A 14422-nucleotide genomic window follows, 5' to 3' on the forward strand; every position below is an offset into this window, starting at 1 on the left:
CGGGCATTCCGGGTTAGCGTGGTGGGGTGATGGCCTACCGCTATGGCGAGTACCACGACGGCCCCGACCCTCTCGCTCCCCCCTACGACGTACGGGCGGCGCTGGACGAGATGGGCGACGCGATCCTGTCGGGCTCGACGCCGGTCCACGCCCTGCGCGACCTGCTCAAGCGCGGCCTGCCCGGCACGCAGGACCGCCGCGGTCTCGACGACATGCTCAGGGAGGTCCGGCGGCGCCGCCGCGACCTGCGCGAGCGCGGGCGGCTGGACGGCACCCTGGAGAAGGCGCGGGCGCTGCTCGACAAGGCCATCGGGCAGGAGCGGGCCGAGCTGTTCCCCGACCCGTCCGACGACGCGCGGATGCGGGAGGCGGGGCTCGACGCGCTCCCCGACGACACCGCGAGCGCCATCCAGGAGCTGAGCACGTACGAGTGGCGCTCCGGCGCCGCCCGCCAGACCTTCGAGGAGCTGCGCGGCCTGCTGCGCCGCGAGGTCCTCGACGCGCAGTTCCGCGGGCTCCGCGACGCCCTGGCCAACCCCGACCCGGAGGCCATGGAGCGCGTCCGCCAGATGATGGCGGACCTCAACGACATGCTGGACAGGGACGCCCGCGGCCAGCACACCCAGGCCGACTTCGCCGCGTTCATGGACAAGTACGGCGACCTGTTCCCCGAGAAGCCCCGCAACCTCGAAGAGCTGGTCGACATCCTGGCCCGCCGCGCCGCCGCCACGCAGCGCATGCTGGCCTCGATGACGCCGCGCCAGCGCGAGGAGCTGAGCAACCTCATCAACCAGACGCTGGAGCAGGCCGGGCTGTCGGACCAGATGCGCCGCCTCGGCGAGGCCCTCTACTCCCGCCGCCCCGACCTGGCCTGGAACGCCCCCGAACGCCTCACCGGCGAGGAACCGCTCGGCATGGGCGACGCGGTGACCGCGCTGGAGGAGCTGGCCGACCTGACCCAGCTCGAAACGGCGCTGCGCCAGGACTACCCGGGCGCGCGGCTCGACGACGTGGACGAGGCCGCCGTACGCCGCGCGCTCGGCCGCTCCGCCGTGGACGACCTGGAGGCGCTCAAGCGCATCGAGCGCGAGCTGGAGGAGCAGGGCTACCTGCTGCGCCGCCGCGGCAAGCTGGAGCTGACCCCGAAGGCCGTGCGCCGGCTCGGCGAGACCGCACTGCGCCGGGTGTTCTCCTCGCTGGACGCGGGCCGGCGCGGCGACCACGACCAGCACGACGCCGGCTCGGCGGGCGAGCTCACGGGCTCCTCGCGGCCGTGGCGGTTCGGCGACGAGCAGCCGCTCGACGTGGTCCGCACCCTGGTCAACGGCGTGCGCCGGGGCGGGGCGACATCAGGGGGCGGCGCGGCGGTGCGCCTGTCCGTGGACGACTTCGAGGTGGCCGAGACCGAACGCCGCACGGCCGCGGCGGTGTGCCTGCTGGTGGACCTGTCGTACTCGATGGCTCTGCGCGGCACCTGGGCCGCCGCCAAGCAGACCGCCCTCGCCCTGCAGGCGCTGGTGGCCTCGAAGTTCCCGCAGGACGCCGTGCAGATCATCGGCTTCTCCAACTACGCGCGGGTGCTGCAGCCGGACGAGCTGGCCGGGCTCGACTGGGACATGGTCCAGGGCACGAACCTGCACCACGCCCTGCTGATCGCCGGCCGCCATCTCGACCGCCATCCCGACTTCGAGCCGGTGGTGCTGGTCGTCACCGACGGCGAGCCGACCGCGCACCTCATGCGCAACGGCCACTCGGCCTTCGAGTGGCCGCCGTCGCACGAGACGCTGGAGCTCACCCTGGCCGAGATCGACAAGATGACCCGGCGGCGGGCCACTCTCAACGTCTTCATGCTGGCCGCCGACGACCGGCTGAAGGAGTTCGTGGACGAGGTGGCGCGGCGCAACGGCGGCCGGGTGTTCTCGCCGAGCGCCGAGCGGCTGGGCGAGTACGTCGTCAGCGACTTCCTCCGCCTGCGCCGCTCCCGCTGACTTTTCTGTCGGTCCCGGCTGCCAGACTCCCGGTCATGACGGACGTACGGCTCAGAGACGTGGTGGAGGACGACCTGGAGGTGTTCCTGGCGCAGGAGCACGATCCGGAGGCCGTCCGGCGCTCCCGGTTCCCCGCCCGGCCCCGGGAGCGCTTCCTCACCCACTGGCGCACCCGGGTCCTCGGTGACCCGGCCAACCGGGTGCGCGCGATCGAGGCCGACGGCCGGCTCGCCGGCAACCTGGTGGCCTGGTGGGAGGAGGACCGCCGCTTCATCGGCTACTGGATGGGGCGCGAGTTCTGGGGGCGCGGCATCGGCACCCACGCGCTCGGCCTCTTCCTCGCCGAGGAGCCGGTCCGCCCGCTCCACGCCGACCCGCACATGGGCAACACCGCGTCGGTGCGCCTGCTCGAACGGCACGGCTTCCAGCGGGAGGGCACGGTCCGGCACGGCGACGACGAGCACGTCATGCTCGTGCTGCGCTCGGGGTGACCGCGGCGGGCTGCTCGCCCGCCCACTCGGCGTCGGTCATGCGGATCAGCTGCACGCCGGCGTACCCGAAGGTCGCCAGCAGGATGACCGGCCCGCCGAGGCCGAGCACCATGTTCCACTGGCTGGCGCCCACCAGCCAGATCACGATGCCCGCGAGCACCGCGACGGGGAACCACCATCCGGCCCGCCCGCCCCAGGCGTAGGCGACCGCGACCAGCACCAGGCCGAGGAACGTGCCGATCATGCCGGGCATCTGCCAGGCGGCGATCATCGCGGGCTGCGCGGCGTCCTGCATGAGCTTCTCGGCCTGCTCCACCGGCAGGGCCTGGAAGAGCACGATGTCGAAGAAGTCGGAGATCATCAGGGACGAGAAGTTGATCAGCCCGAGGACGGTCGCCGCGCCCGCGAGGTTGGCCAGCACCACGCCCTTGCGCCGGACGAGGTGCACCAGCCCGATCACGCCCGGCACGAACAGCACCCAGCAGTAGTGCAGCAGCGTGGCGCTGACGCCGACGGCCTCGGGGTTGTTGGCGTAGACGAGGGGGTCGGTGACGCCCGGCTCGCTGGGGTCGGTGACCATGCCGAGGAGCAGGCAGAGGGGGGCGAGCAGCAGGCTCACCCCGGCCGCGGTGCGGCGGAAGGCGTTCGCGTTGGTAAGCATGGGGTGGACCGTACGGAGCGGGCACCAGGCCCGTCGTCAAAGCAGCCTTTGACCGGGGGTCCCTCGCGCGGCGGATTCCCCGCCACCGCCCGTCCCCCGCACCCGCCGCGCCGCCGGGGACGGGTGGTGGCACCGCGCCCGCGAGGCAGTGACCGGAGGGCGTGATGCCGGAGGGCGTGATGCCCGTGGCCGGAGGCCCTGCTGGAACGGTGCAATCGGGGCGGCGGCTACCCTCGCCTCATGCTCCGCCGGCACTTCCGTCCCCCCGCCGCCTCCGCCGACTCCGCCGCCCCAACCACCTCCGCTGACTCCGCCGCCGCCGACTCCCCCACCACCTCCGCCGACTCCGCCGCCGGCTCCGCCATGGGCAGCCGCACTTCCCCCGCCGACGCCGCATCCTCCTCGGCAGGGCGGGTCCCGGCGTTCCTTCCCTCCTCGCCCGTTGACTGGCTCGTCGCCGTGGTGGTGGCGTTGTTCTCGGTCGCCGAGGAGCTGAGCGAGCGCGGCATGGCGCCCCAGCGCGAGCAGGCCGCCTGGTGGGCGGCGGCAGGGGTGGTGGCGGCGGCCGGGGTGCTGTACCGGCGGCGGGCGCCGTTCGCCGTCCTGGTCGGCTACTCCGCCGCGAACGTCGCCGTGTTCACCGTCTCGGCCTCCCCCGCCGCGGCCTGGCAGTTCTACACGCAGCTCGTGCTGCTGTTCACCCTCCTGTCGGAGGTGCCGCTGCGCAGCCCCAAGGTCGCCGTCGGCGCGGTCGCGACCGGCGCGTACGTCGCCGGCATGCTGCTCCACAGCATCACCCCGCCCGGCCCCGGCGACGTCGCCGTGGCGCTGGCGATGACCGCCATCGCGGCCGGCGCCGGCCTCGCCGTACGCCGCCACCGGGTGCTCGCCGTCCAGGCCGCCGAGCGCGGCGAGCTGCTGGCCCGCGAGGCCGTCGCCGAGGAACGCGCCCGCCTGGCCCGTGAGCTGCACGACATCGTCGCCCACAGCGTCAGCGTGATGACCATGCAGACCGGCGCGGTACGCCTGATGCTCGCCCCCGGCCAGGACCGCGAGCGCGAGACGCTGACCACGGTGGAGGAGACCGGCCGCGCCGCCCTCATCGAGCTGCGCCGCATGGTCGGCCTGCTCCGCACCGCCGACGACGACCGCCTGAGCCCGCGCGCCGGTCTCGGCCGCCTCGACGACCTCCTCGACCAGGTGCGCGCGGCCGGCCTGGACGTGACCCTGGACGTACGCGGCGAGCCGGTGCCGCTGGCCGCGGGCCTCGATCTGTCCGCGTACCGCATTGTCCAGGAGGCCCTGACCAACGCGCTCAAGCACGCCGGCCCGACGAGGGCCGCGGTGACGATCGACTACCGTCCCGGCGAGCTGCGCCTGTCCGTCGCCAACGAGGCTCCTGCCCGCAGGCCGTCCGGCACACCCGGCGGCGGCCACGGCCTGATCGGCATGCGTGAGCGGGCCGCTCTGTTCGACGGCACCCTCACCGCCGCCCCGCTGCCCTCGGGCGGCTTCGAGGTACGGGCGGTGCTCCCCCTGTGAGTGAGCATGTGAGCGAGCATGTGAGTGAGCCGACCGAGCCGCGACCGATCGGCGTCCTGATCGCCGACGACCAGGCGATGATCCGGGCCGGGCTCCGGCTGATGCTGGAGACCCAGCCCGACCTCGCCGTGGTGGCCGAGGCCGCCGACGGCCGCCAGGCGGTGGAGCTGGCCAGCGCCCACCGCCCGGACGTCGCGCTCCTCGACATCGCCATGCCCCACGTGAACGGCCTGGAGGCCGCCCGCCGCATCCTGGCCGCGAACCCGGCGCCCCGCGTGATCATGCTGACCATGTACGACACGGACGACAACCTCGATCGTTCACTCCACGCGGGCGTCAGCGGCTTCCTGCTGAAGGGCTCGCCGCCGGAGCACCTGTTCGCCGCCGTGCGCAGCGCCGCCAGGGGCGAGATCCTGCTCGACCCGGCGGTGACCGGCCGCGTCGTGGACGCCTACCGCCGTACGTCGCCGCCCCCGCAACCCCCGCCCGAGCCGGCGCTGACCGCCCGTGAGCAGCAGGTGCTGCGGCTGATCGCGCAGGGCCTGTCCAACGCCGAGATCGCCGCCGCCCTCGCCATCGCCGAGGCCACGGTGAGCACCCATCTCAACCGGCTGCTGGCCAAGCTCGGCCTCCGCGACCGCGCCCAGGTGGTGCGCCACGCCTACGAGACGGGCCTCGTCCGGCCCGGTGAGCCGCCGTCCTGAAACGAGGAAGCGCCTCGTCCGCGTTCGGAGTAAGGCTGGGAGACATGAGCGATGCGATTCACCCGTTCCGGGTCGACATTCCGCAGGCCGACCTCGACGAGCTCGCCGCCCGCCTGGCGAGCACCCGGTGGCCCGGCGAGCTGCCCGGCGTCGGCTGGTCGTACGGCGTGGCCCAGGGCCACCTCGAAGAGCTGGTGCGCTACTGGCGCACCGAGTACGACTGGCGCCGCCACGAGGCCCGGCTCAACTCCTTCCCCCAGTTCACCACCACGATCGACAACCAGAACATCCACTTCCTGCACGTACGCTCCCCCGAGCCGGACGCGATCCCGCTGATCATCACGCACGGCTGGCCCAGCACCGTGTACGAGTTCCTCGACCTCATCGGCCCGCTGACCGATCCGCGCGCGCACAATGCGGACCAGGCTCCCGCCTTCCACGTCGTCATCCCGTCGGTGCCCGGTTTCGCGTTCTCCGGCCCGACCGGGGAGACCGGCTGGGGCGTGAACCGGGTCGCGCGGGCGTGGGCGGAGCTGATGCGCCGCCTCGGCTACGAGCGCTACGGCGCCCAGGGCGGCGACTTCGGCAGCATGGTCTCGCCCGAGCTCGGCCGGCACGCCCCGGACAAGGTCATCGGCGTGCACGTGAACGCGCTGGCCAACGCCTCGACGCCGACGGACCCCGACGACCTGGACCGGCTGTCGGAGGCCGAGCGGGAGCTCGCCCGCGAGCAGGAGGCGTGGTGGTACACCCACTCCGGCTACGCCACCCAGATGTCGACCAGGCCGCAGACGCTGGCGTACGCGCTCAACGACTCCCCCGCCGGGCAGCTCGCCTGGAACCTGGAGTGGTACGTGGACTGGGACCCGGCGAACAAGGTGCAGGCCCCGGTGGACCGCGACGTCCTGCTCACGGACCTGACGATCTTCTGGCTGACGCAGACCACGGGCTCGGCGGCCCGGCTCTACTACGAGGGCGGCGACGAGGGTTGGGGCAAGCGCCCGGCCCCGTCAGGGGTGCCGACGGGAGTGGCCAACTTCCCCGGCGACAAGGCGCTGCGGGGTCTGGCCGAGCTGTCGCACTCGATCGTGCACTGGTCGACGCCGCCGCGCGGCGGCCACTTCGCCTCGGTGCAGGCCCCCGACCTGCTGGTCGAGGACATCCGTACGTTCTTCGCGCTGGTGAACAGCCGGCGCTAGGTCAGGCGTCCACGAGGCGCGTGTAGAAGGCCAGGGCGAGGTCGAAGCCGTCACGGCAGTTGCGGTGGGAGCGGTAGCAGGGGCGCCAGGCCGTGCTGGCGCCCACCCCGGCCCGCGCGTCGGCCAGCGCCCCGGGCACCCGCTCGGGGCGCGGCAGCAGGCCGTTGCCGAGATAACGCACGCCCGCCAGCTCGGTGTGGGAGCCGCGGCCGCCGGCCACGAAGGCGCCGAGACGCCAGCCGCTCTCCTCGTCCCACACCAGCGCGTTGCCGTCGGCCAGCCTGAGCGTGGCGTCACGCGGATCGCAGGGGCCCTCCCACCAGTCCGCCACCTCGGCTCCGAGCTGATCGACGACCTGGCGCACGTAACTGACCGGCTGCTCCAGCCACTCGTCGCTGTACGGCTCGACATGCCTGATGGCCACGGACGGCACCCCCTTGTGCCCAAACGGTAAGGAAAAAGGAACGGTTACCAACCCTACCCGTGCCCAACTTATTCCGTTGCACGGCCGTCTAGTCATTCCGGACGATATTTACGGCGTACACGGGGAAGGAGGCGAGCCCATGATTGCCATGATTCTTCTCATCGTCATGATGGCCGTGACGGTAGCGGCCATGGAGCTCATCACGCGTTGTCCGGTCAGCGGCAAAGAGAGTGTCGAGTCACCCGCCGAGATCGCCGGCGACTAGTCTCTCCGGCATGTCCACCCTGCTTCTCTGGCTCCACGTCGGGTTCGCGATCTTCACCGTCGGCCCGGTGACCGCCGCGACGATGGCCGCGCCCCGCCTCATCCGCACCAAGAACGTGCCCGCGCTGCAGAACATCCAGCGCCTGACGCGGGTCTACAGCGTCGGCACGCTCGGCGTGTTCGTGTTCGGGCTGGTGCTCGGCATCGTGATGGGCGGAGGTGTGCTCGGCAAGTGGTACATGACGGCCTCGATGACGCTGTTCATCGTGGCGGCGGTGCTGCTGGTGCTGATCGACCGTGACCTCCGCGCCGCCGTGCACGCTCTCTCGAGCGAGAACCCCGCCGACGACGCGAAGGTGCAGAACGGACGGATCGCCGCGATCAGCGGAATCGTGTCCGTGATCTGGCTGGTGATCCTCTTCCTGATGATCGTCCCCACCTGACGGGACGCGCCGGTCAGCCGGCGAGCGCCTGCGTGAGGTCGGCGAGCAGGTCGTCGATCGTCTCGATGCCGACCGACAGCCGCACCAGGTCGGCGGGCACCTCCAGCGGCGAGCCGGCCGCCGACGCGTGCGTCATCCGCCCCGGGTGCTCGATCAGCGACTCGACGCCGCCGAGCGACTCCCCCAGCGTGAACAGCTTGGCCCGGTCGCACACCGCCACGGCCTCCGCCTCGCCCCCGGCCACCCGGAACGACACCATGCCGCCGAAGCGCCGCATCTGCTTGGCCGCGACCTCGTGCCCCGGGTGATCGGGGAGCCCCGGGTAGAGGACCTCGGTCACGCGCGGGTGCGCGAGCAGCAGGTCGACCACGCGCTCGGCGTTGTCGCAGTGGCGGTCCATGCGTACGCCGAGGGTCTTGAGCCCGCGCAGCGTCAGCCAGGCGTCGAACGGCCCGGCCACCCCGCCCATGGCGTTCTGGTGGTAGGCGAGCTCCTCGCCGAGCCCGGCGTTGGCGGCGATCAGCGCGCCGCCGACCACGTCGGAGTGGCCGCCGACGTATTTGGTGGTGGAGTGCACGACGACGTCGGCGCCGAGGGCGAGCGGCTGCTGCAGGTAGGGCGAGGCGAACGTGTTGTCCACCACCAGCAGCGCCCCGTTGTCGTGGGCGAGCCGCGCGAGCGCGGCGATGTCGGCGACGCCGAGCAGCGGGTTGGTCGGCGTCTCGACCCAGACGACCCGCGTCTTCTGCGTCATGGCGGCGGCCACCGCGTCGAGGTCGTGCAGCGGGACCGGGTCGTAGTGGAGGTCCCAGCGCTCGTGGACCTTGGCGAAGAGCCGGTAGGTGCCGCCGTAGGCGTCGTTGGGGATGATCACGTGGTCCTGCGGCCTGCAGACCGTACGCAGGAGGGTGTCCTCCGCGGCCAGCCCCGACGCGAACGCGAGCCCGCGCGCGCCGCCCTCCACGGCCGCCAGCGCCTCCTCCAGCGCGGTGCGGGTGGGGTTGGCCGAGCGGCTGTACTCGTATCCGGAACGCAGGCCGCCCACGCCGTCCTGCTTGTAGGTGGACGTGGCATATATCGGCGGCACGACCGCGCCGGTCAGCGGGTCGGGCTCCTGACCTGCGTGGATGGCCAGGGTCTCAAAACCGTTGCTCATACGCCAACGGTAACGGACGTTCGGACAGCTCCAGGATGGCCGGCGGGACAGCGCCCCCGGAGGTCAGGCGGCGTCGTCGGGCTCCCCCTCAAGCCGGGAGATCAGCAAGGGGTCGGCCAGCGCGAGCAGCAGCGCGACGACCAGCCCGACCCCCAGCAACCCGAACCCGATGGCAATCATGTCCGTCTCCTTTCGACCTCTCCAGCATCCGCTCAGGCCCCGCCCCTCCGCCTCCACTGAAGGGCCGGTCCATGCCCCCCGCGCTCGGCCGAACGGTTGATACGAGAGGTCCGACCTGAGACCTAGGCTCGAAGCGTGGGTGAGACGAAACGCCTCCTGTACTGGGTGCGGCGGCTGAGCGAGTTCGCGATGCTCGGCTGGCTCGGCCTGATGCTCCTGTTCGACCTGGCGATCGCCGCCTCCGTCGGGGGGCTGCAGTGGCTGGTGCCGGCGTGCGGGGTGGCGGGCATCGTGGCCGTGGCGCTGCGGCGGCGGCACCGCGCCGACGGCTTCGCCGTCATGCTGGGCCTGTCGTTCGCCGCGTCCATGGCGATCGGAGGCACGAGCCTCGCCGGCGTGCCCGGCATGACGGAGACCGGGGCGCTGCTCATCCTGGTCATCGGCGTGCTGCGGCACGTCGAGCCGGTACGCCTGGCGGCCACCCTCGCCTGCGCCGGGCTGATCGTGCTCATGGCCGAGGCCGTGGGCCGCGACTACCACGGGGCGGGGCTCGCGTTCTCGTTCCTGCTGTTCGCCAGTTGGTCGATGGCCGCCGGAGCGGGCGGCTACCTGCGTTTCCAGCAGGAACGGCGGGCGGAGGCCGTCCACTCCGTGCGCCGGGCCGAGCGCCTGGAGCTGGCCAGGGAGCTGCACGACCTGGTCGCCCACCACATCACCGGGATCGTGGTCCAGGCGCAGGCCGCCCGTACGGTCGCCGAGGCCAGCCCGCAGGCGGTGCTGCCCGCGCTGGACGCGATCGCCACGGCCGGGTCGGACGCGCTGACCTCGATGCGGCGCATGGTGACGGTGCTGCGCGCCGAGGAGGAGGCGGGCCGCAGGCCCGGCACGACCCTGGCCGACCTGCGGATGCTGACCGACCGGTTCTCGGCGGACGGCCCGAAGGTGGCCTTCGAGATCGGCCCCGGCCTGGACGACCGTACGCTGCAGCCCGAGGTCATGACGACCCTGCACCGGGTGCTCCAGGAGTCGCTGACCAACGTGCGCAAGCACGCAGCGCGGGCCGCCTGGGTGGAGGCGGACCTGCGCCGCCACGAGCGGTCCGTGGTGCTGCGGGTGCGCAACTTCGGCTCGGCGTCGGACCCGCGGGTATCCCGTCTGGGCGGCGGCTTCGGCCTGGTCGGGATGGCCGAACGGGTGGAGGCCCTGGGTGGCCGGCTCTACGCGGGCCCGTCGAGGGAGGGTGCCTGGGAGGTCGTCGCCGAGTTCCCCCTGACCTGACCGGTCCCCCTCCCTGGGCCGCCCGGTGGCGGGCCCAGGGCGGGGACGGGCTCAGTGGTTGGCGAGGAAGGCGAGCAGGTCCTGCCGCGTGATCAGGCCGGACGGCTTGCCGTCCTCGAGCACGACCGCCGCATCCGCCTTCTCCAGCGCTTCCACCGCACGCGCCACAGGTTCACCACTGCCGATCGTGGGTAGCGGCGCGGACATATGATCAGCAATCGGGTCTTCGGAGGAGAGCCTGCCGTGGTAGAGGGCTTCGAGGAGGTCGCGCTCCACGATGGAGCCGACGACCTCGGCCGCCATGACCGGCGGCTCCTCCTTCATCACCGGGAGCTGGGACACGCTGTACTCGCGCATGATCGAGATGGCCGTGCCGACCGTCTCGTGCGGGTGGGCGTGCACGAACTCCGGCAGGCCCGGCCCCTTGCGCGCCAGCACGTCGGCGACCAGGCCCTCGTCGGAGCTGGTCGTGAGGAAGCCGTAGTCGGCCATCCAGTCGTCGTTGAAGATCTTCGACAGGTAGCCGCGGCCGCCGTCGGGCAGCAGCACCACCACGGTGTCGCCCTCGTTCGCCCGCGCCGCCACCTGGAGCGCCGCGACGACGGCCATGCCGCACGAGCCGCCGACCAGCAGCCCCTCCTCGCGGGCGAGGCGGCGGGTCATGGTGAAGGAGTCCTTGTCGGAGACCGCGATGATCTCGTCGCAGATCGTGGTGTCGTACGTGCTCGGCCAGATGTCCTCGCCGACGCCCTCGACCAGGTAGGGCCGCCCGCTGCCGCCGGAGTAGACCGAGCCCTCGGGGTCGGCCCCGACGACGCGCACCCGGCCGCCGGAGACCTCCTTGAGGTAGCGGCCGGTGCCGCTGATCGTGCCGCCGGTGCCGATGCCGGCGACGAAGTGGGTGATGCCGCCCTCGGTGTCGGCCCAGATCTCGGGCCCCGTGGAGTGGAAGTGGGACTCCGGGTTGTCGGGGTTGGAGTACTGGTCGGGCTTCCAGGCGTTGGGCACCTCGCGGGCCAGCCGGTCGGAGACCGAGTAGTAGGAGTCGGGGTGGTCGGGCGAGACGGCGGTCGGGCAGACCACGACCTCGGCGCCGTAGGCCCGCAGCACCGCGATCTTGTCCTGGGCGACCTTGTCCGGCACCACGAACAGGCACCGGTAGCCCTTCTGCTGGGCCACGATGGCGAGCCCCACCCCGGTGTTGCCGGAGGTCGGCTCGACGATGACGCCGCCGGGGCGCAGCGCGCCCGACTTCTCCGCGGCCTCGATCATGCGGACCGCGATGCGGTCCTTCACGGATCCGCCCGGGTTGAAGTATTCGACCTTGGCGAGCACCTGGGCCGGCAGGCCGGCGCTCACTTTGTGCAGCCGGACGAGCGGGGTGTTCCCCATGAGGTCGACCAGGGAATCGTAAACGCGCACCGAGGTGTTCACCTTCTTTGCCAAAGCTTGATCAGCTATCCGAAGGCCGAGACCCGGTCGGGGTGGCAGGCCCTCGGCTAGTTTCCTAGCAAACGCTACCGCCGAGTTCGACCAGGGAGGGACGTACGTGGTCTGGGCAGCTGGCATGGCGCGCGCCGCACGCAGGATCGCCACCGCGGCGGCGCTCGGAGGAGGCGGGCTGACGGCACTGGGAGCCACCGCGTACGGGCTGCTGGTCGCCGAGGGACTGCTGGCGCGCAAGGCCATCGGCCGCCCGCACGGCATGGACGGACCCCCTTCCGACGGCACGTACGGCATGTTCCCCGGCAGGGCGATCAAGCTGGCGATGCTGGGCGACTCCACGTCGGTGGGCCTCGGCATGACCGACCCGGCCGAGACGCCCGGCGTGCTGCTCGCCAACGGCCTGGCCGCGGTGTCCGAGCGCCCGGTGCGGCTGCTCGTGGCCGGCCGGTCGGGCGCGTCGTCGGCGGAGCTGGGCGAGCAGGTGGACCGGGCGCTGGCCATGGAGCCGGACGTGGCGGTGATCTTCGTGGGCGCCAACGACATCATCACGCAGACGCCGCCCGCGATCGCCGTGCGCCACCTGACCAAGTCGGTGCGCAGGCTGCGGGACGCGGGCGTCGAGGTGATCGTCGGCACCTGCCCCGACCTCGGCACGGTGCGTCCCATCGCCCAGCCGCTGCGATGGGTGACCCGGCGGTGGAGCCGGCAGCTCGCCGCGGCCCAGACGGTGGCGGTGGTGGACGCGGGCGGCCGTACGGTGGCCTTCGCCGACACGCTCGGCCCGGAGTTCGCGACAAATCCGTCAGAGATGTTCGGACCCGATCGTTTCCATCCATCTGCCCGAGGTTACGCGCAGGCCGCTTACGCGGTGCTACCGTCAGTGTGCGCTGCGTTGGGGTTGTGGCCTGAGCCGCGCCCCGAACGCGGCGAAGAACTGCAACCGATCTACCTCGCGGCGGCCACGGCCGCGGAGGAGCCCGGCACCGAGGTCACCGCGACCCGGGTCGACGGGCGGGCGACGGGGCTGCACGGCAAGTGGGCCGCGTTGTTCCGCCGACGGCTCGGCGAGCAGCTCAACGACGCCTGACGTCCCCGGTTCAGGCCCGGCGAGCGGCTCGGCGCGGCCGGGGCCCGCCCCCCGTCCCGGCGTGGCGGGCCCTCGACCGCGCCCCGCACCGGTCACCTTCCGCGGCCGAGCCGTCACTCGTCGTCCCCTTGGAAGGTATCGCCCGTGCTCCGGCCCCTCTGGAAGCCGTCCGTCGCCCTAGCCGCAACCCTCGCCGTCGCCGGGTGCGCCGGCAGCGACGCGGCCACCACCCCCGCCTTCCCCACCTGGCACAACACGCAGGTCAACGTCGTCAGCCGGCTGGCCGAGGCGGCCGGGGTGGTGACCACGACCTCGATGAAGCCCGACGGCACTTTGGAGACGGTGGCCGTCCGGCTGCGCGACGGCCGGCGGCTGTGGGCCTACCCGGCCACGATGGCCGGCCGGCTGCCCGGCATGGGCGTCTCCGCTCCCGCGATCGTCGAGACCGGCGGCGGCGAGGGCGTGGTCGTGGCGCTCGACCCGGCGCGCAAGGGCCGGTGGAAGGCCACGCTGGTGGCCCGCGACGCGCACTCCGGCGTGCAGAAGTGGACCCGGCCGGTCCACTCCACGTTCGGGCCGCAGCGCTGCGGGCCCTACGTCTGCCTGTCAGAGCACACGGCGCTGGCCAAGGCCCGCACGGTGGTGCTCGACCCGGCCAGCGGCAAACCGGTGTGGAAGCTGCCGGGCATCTCCGAGGTCGAGTGGTCCGACCAGGCGCGGGTGCTGCTGCTGCGGCTGTCGGACGATCCGATGGTGGAGTCGTACGAGCTCAAGACCGGCAAGCTGCAGTGGCAGCAGCCGATCGAGCAGGCGCTCGGGCCGGGCGTCGACCTGTCGGGCGGCTGGGCGTTCGGCGCGGCGGGCGACGACCTGGTCGGCTACGTCGCCCCCTACACCGACCCGACCACGAGGCGACTGTCCACGTTCGGCCTTTTCTCGCTGCGCAGGGCCGACGGCACGATCAACTGGATCCGGCCGTCGGTCGTACGCGTCTACCCCAGCGGCAACCCCGGCTACGCGCCCGTGGTGCGGCCGGTGGACCGCCAGGGCGCCTACGGCGGATTCGCCCGGCTCGACTCGCTGTCGGGGCGGGTGATGGGGCAGGTCGGCGCGGCCGACGTGCCCGGCTCCGGCTGGTGGCTGGCCTTCCCCGAGCGCATGGACAAACTGGGCTTCCTGTCCCACGGCGCCAAGGGCTCGGTCTACGACCTGGCCTCGGGCCGGCCAGCGCCGGTGGAGGAGGAGCGGAGCTGGTCCTTCTGCGTCACCGACCCCAAGCCGCTGCCGCTGAAGGACCAGCCGCCCGGCTTCTACTCGACGGCGGCCCTCTGCGAGTACGACCTCGCCACCGGCGAGCGGGTCACCACGGCGGGCCCGCCCCCGGCGTGGTTCACCGGCAGCATGGCGGGCTGGCGGCTGTGGCGCGACGAGAAGGGTGCCCTGCACGCGGTGAACGACCACACCGAGAGCGCGCCGGGCATGTACGGGTAATTCCTTCCGGGGGGCGGCGAGGCGCGCGGGAAGAACTGGAATATAGTTCTACTATTAGCCGCCGACAG

The 14422-nt window shown here is 72.6% G+C and carries 14 protein-coding genes; 10 read left to right on the forward strand and 4 right to left on the reverse strand.

Features of this window, described 5'->3' with window-relative positions; all coding sequences use genetic code 11:
* Positions 1-29: 29 nt before the first annotated feature.
* Complete coding sequence (locus tag ABD292_RS24010) at positions 30-1988, forward strand: vWA domain-containing protein (protein ID WP_344210868.1); 1959 nt, start codon at positions 30-32, stop codon at positions 1986-1988.
* Between the two features lie 35 nt (positions 1989-2023).
* Positions 2024-2479 carry a GNAT family N-acetyltransferase gene (locus tag ABD292_RS24015; RefSeq protein WP_344210870.1) on the forward strand — a complete coding sequence of 152 codons (456 nt, stop codon included), beginning with the start codon at positions 2024-2026 and terminating at the stop codon, positions 2477-2479.
* Here the strand turns inward: ABD292_RS24015 and ABD292_RS24020 are convergent.
* Positions 2454-3140 (reverse strand): hypothetical protein, encoded by a 687-nt coding sequence (locus ABD292_RS24020; protein ID WP_344210872.1) that lies wholly within the window; start codon positions 3138-3140, stop codon positions 2454-2456. The genes ABD292_RS24015 and ABD292_RS24020 overlap by 26 nt on opposite strands.
* A 240-nt stretch (positions 3141-3380) precedes the next feature.
* Between ABD292_RS24020 and ABD292_RS24025 the strand changes: the two genes are divergently transcribed.
* The 3 genes from ABD292_RS24025 to ABD292_RS24035 are packed head-to-tail and all read left to right on the forward strand — an operon-like array spanning position 3381 to position 6585.
* On the forward strand, positions 3381-4682 hold the full coding sequence (locus ABD292_RS24025) for a sensor histidine kinase (protein ID WP_344210874.1): 1302 nt from the start codon (positions 3381-3383) through the stop codon (positions 4680-4682).
* A gap of 20 nt (positions 4683-4702) precedes the next feature.
* Positions 4703-5386: a response regulator gene (locus ABD292_RS24030; protein ID WP_344210876.1), complete on the forward strand. Its 684-nt coding sequence runs from the start codon at positions 4703-4705 to the stop codon at positions 5384-5386.
* Positions 5387-5430: 44 nt separating this feature from the next.
* Complete coding sequence (locus tag ABD292_RS24035; protein WP_344210878.1) at positions 5431-6585, forward strand: epoxide hydrolase family protein; 1155 nt, start codon at positions 5431-5433, stop codon at positions 6583-6585.
* A gap of 1 nt (position 6586) precedes the next feature.
* Here ABD292_RS24035 and ABD292_RS24040 read toward each other — a convergent pair whose 3' ends face one another.
* Entirely contained in the window at positions 6587-7009 is a 423-nt protein-coding gene (locus tag ABD292_RS24040) for a DUF6292 family protein (protein ID WP_344210880.1), read from the reverse strand.
* 139 nt (positions 7010-7148) lie between these two features.
* On the opposite strand from ABD292_RS24040, the gene ABD292_RS24045 reads away from it, so the two are divergent.
* Both ABD292_RS24045 and ABD292_RS24050 read left to right on the forward strand, forming a co-directional pair.
* A complete protein-coding gene (locus ABD292_RS24045) occupies positions 7149-7274 on the forward strand; it encodes a hypothetical protein (protein ID WP_344210882.1) in 126 nt (41 codons plus the stop codon).
* Between the two features lie 10 nt (positions 7275-7284).
* A complete protein-coding gene (locus tag ABD292_RS24050; protein WP_344210884.1) occupies positions 7285-7716 on the forward strand; it encodes a hypothetical protein in 432 nt (143 codons plus the stop codon).
* Between the two features lie 13 nt (positions 7717-7729).
* Here the strand turns inward: ABD292_RS24050 and ABD292_RS24055 are convergent, their stop codons facing one another.
* Positions 7730-8872 (reverse strand): cystathionine gamma-synthase, encoded by a 1143-nt coding sequence (locus tag ABD292_RS24055; protein ID WP_344210886.1) that lies wholly within the window; start codon positions 8870-8872, stop codon positions 7730-7732.
* A gap of 315 nt (positions 8873-9187) precedes the next feature.
* Here ABD292_RS24055 and ABD292_RS24060 point away from each other — a divergent pair, with 315 nt between their 5' ends.
* A complete protein-coding gene (locus ABD292_RS24060) occupies positions 9188-10330 on the forward strand; it encodes a sensor histidine kinase (RefSeq protein WP_344210888.1) in 1143 nt (380 codons plus the stop codon).
* A gap of 51 nt (positions 10331-10381) precedes the next feature.
* Here the strand turns inward: ABD292_RS24060 and ABD292_RS24065 are convergent, their stop codons facing one another.
* Entirely contained in the window at positions 10382-11752 is a 1371-nt protein-coding gene (locus ABD292_RS24065) for a cystathionine beta-synthase (RefSeq protein WP_344210890.1), read from the reverse strand.
* Between the two features lie 127 nt (positions 11753-11879).
* On the opposite strand from ABD292_RS24065, the gene ABD292_RS24070 reads away from it, so the two are divergent.
* Both ABD292_RS24070 and ABD292_RS24075 read left to right on the forward strand, forming a co-directional pair.
* Positions 11880-12863, forward strand: coding sequence for an SGNH/GDSL hydrolase family protein (locus ABD292_RS24070; RefSeq protein ID WP_344210892.1), 984 nt, complete (start codon positions 11880-11882; stop codon positions 12861-12863).
* A 144-nt stretch (positions 12864-13007) separates the two neighbouring features.
* Positions 13008-14354, forward strand: a complete 1347-nt coding sequence (locus ABD292_RS24075) for an outer membrane protein assembly factor BamB family protein (protein ID WP_344210894.1) — start codon at positions 13008-13010, stop codon at positions 14352-14354.
* Positions 14355-14422 lie beyond the last annotated feature (68 nt).

The organism is Nonomuraea bangladeshensis (genome assembly GCF_039529455.1).
In the GTDB taxonomy this organism is placed as follows: Bacteria; Actinomycetota; Actinomycetes; order Streptosporangiales; family Streptosporangiaceae; genus Nonomuraea; species Nonomuraea bangladeshensis.

What these genes read in the sequence shown, in the direction of transcription:
- ABD292_RS24055 (WP_344210886.1), bottom strand. Translation starts at nt 8,872, where the DNA reads ATGAGCAACGGTTTTGAGACCCTGGCCATCCACGCAGGTCAGGAGCCC.
- ABD292_RS24025 (WP_344210874.1), top strand. Translation starts at nt 3,381, where the DNA reads ATGCTCCGCCGGCACTTCCGTCCCCCCGCCGCCTCCGCCGACTCCGCC.
- ABD292_RS24045 (WP_344210882.1), top strand. Translation starts at nt 7,149, where the DNA reads ATGATTGCCATGATTCTTCTCATCGTCATGATGGCCGTGACGGTAGCG.
- ABD292_RS24020 (WP_344210872.1), bottom strand. Translation starts at nt 3,140, where the DNA reads ATGCTTACCAACGCGAACGCCTTCCGCCGCACCGCGGCCGGGGTGAGC.
- ABD292_RS24015 (WP_344210870.1), top strand. Translation starts at nt 2,024, where the DNA reads ATGACGGACGTACGGCTCAGAGACGTGGTGGAGGACGACCTGGAGGTG.
- ABD292_RS24035 (WP_344210878.1), top strand. Translation starts at nt 5,431, where the DNA reads ATGAGCGATGCGATTCACCCGTTCCGGGTCGACATTCCGCAGGCCGAC.
- ABD292_RS24050 (WP_344210884.1), top strand. Translation starts at nt 7,285, where the DNA reads ATGTCCACCCTGCTTCTCTGGCTCCACGTCGGGTTCGCGATCTTCACC.
- ABD292_RS24010 (WP_344210868.1), top strand. Translation starts at nt 30, where the DNA reads ATGGCCTACCGCTATGGCGAGTACCACGACGGCCCCGACCCTCTCGCT.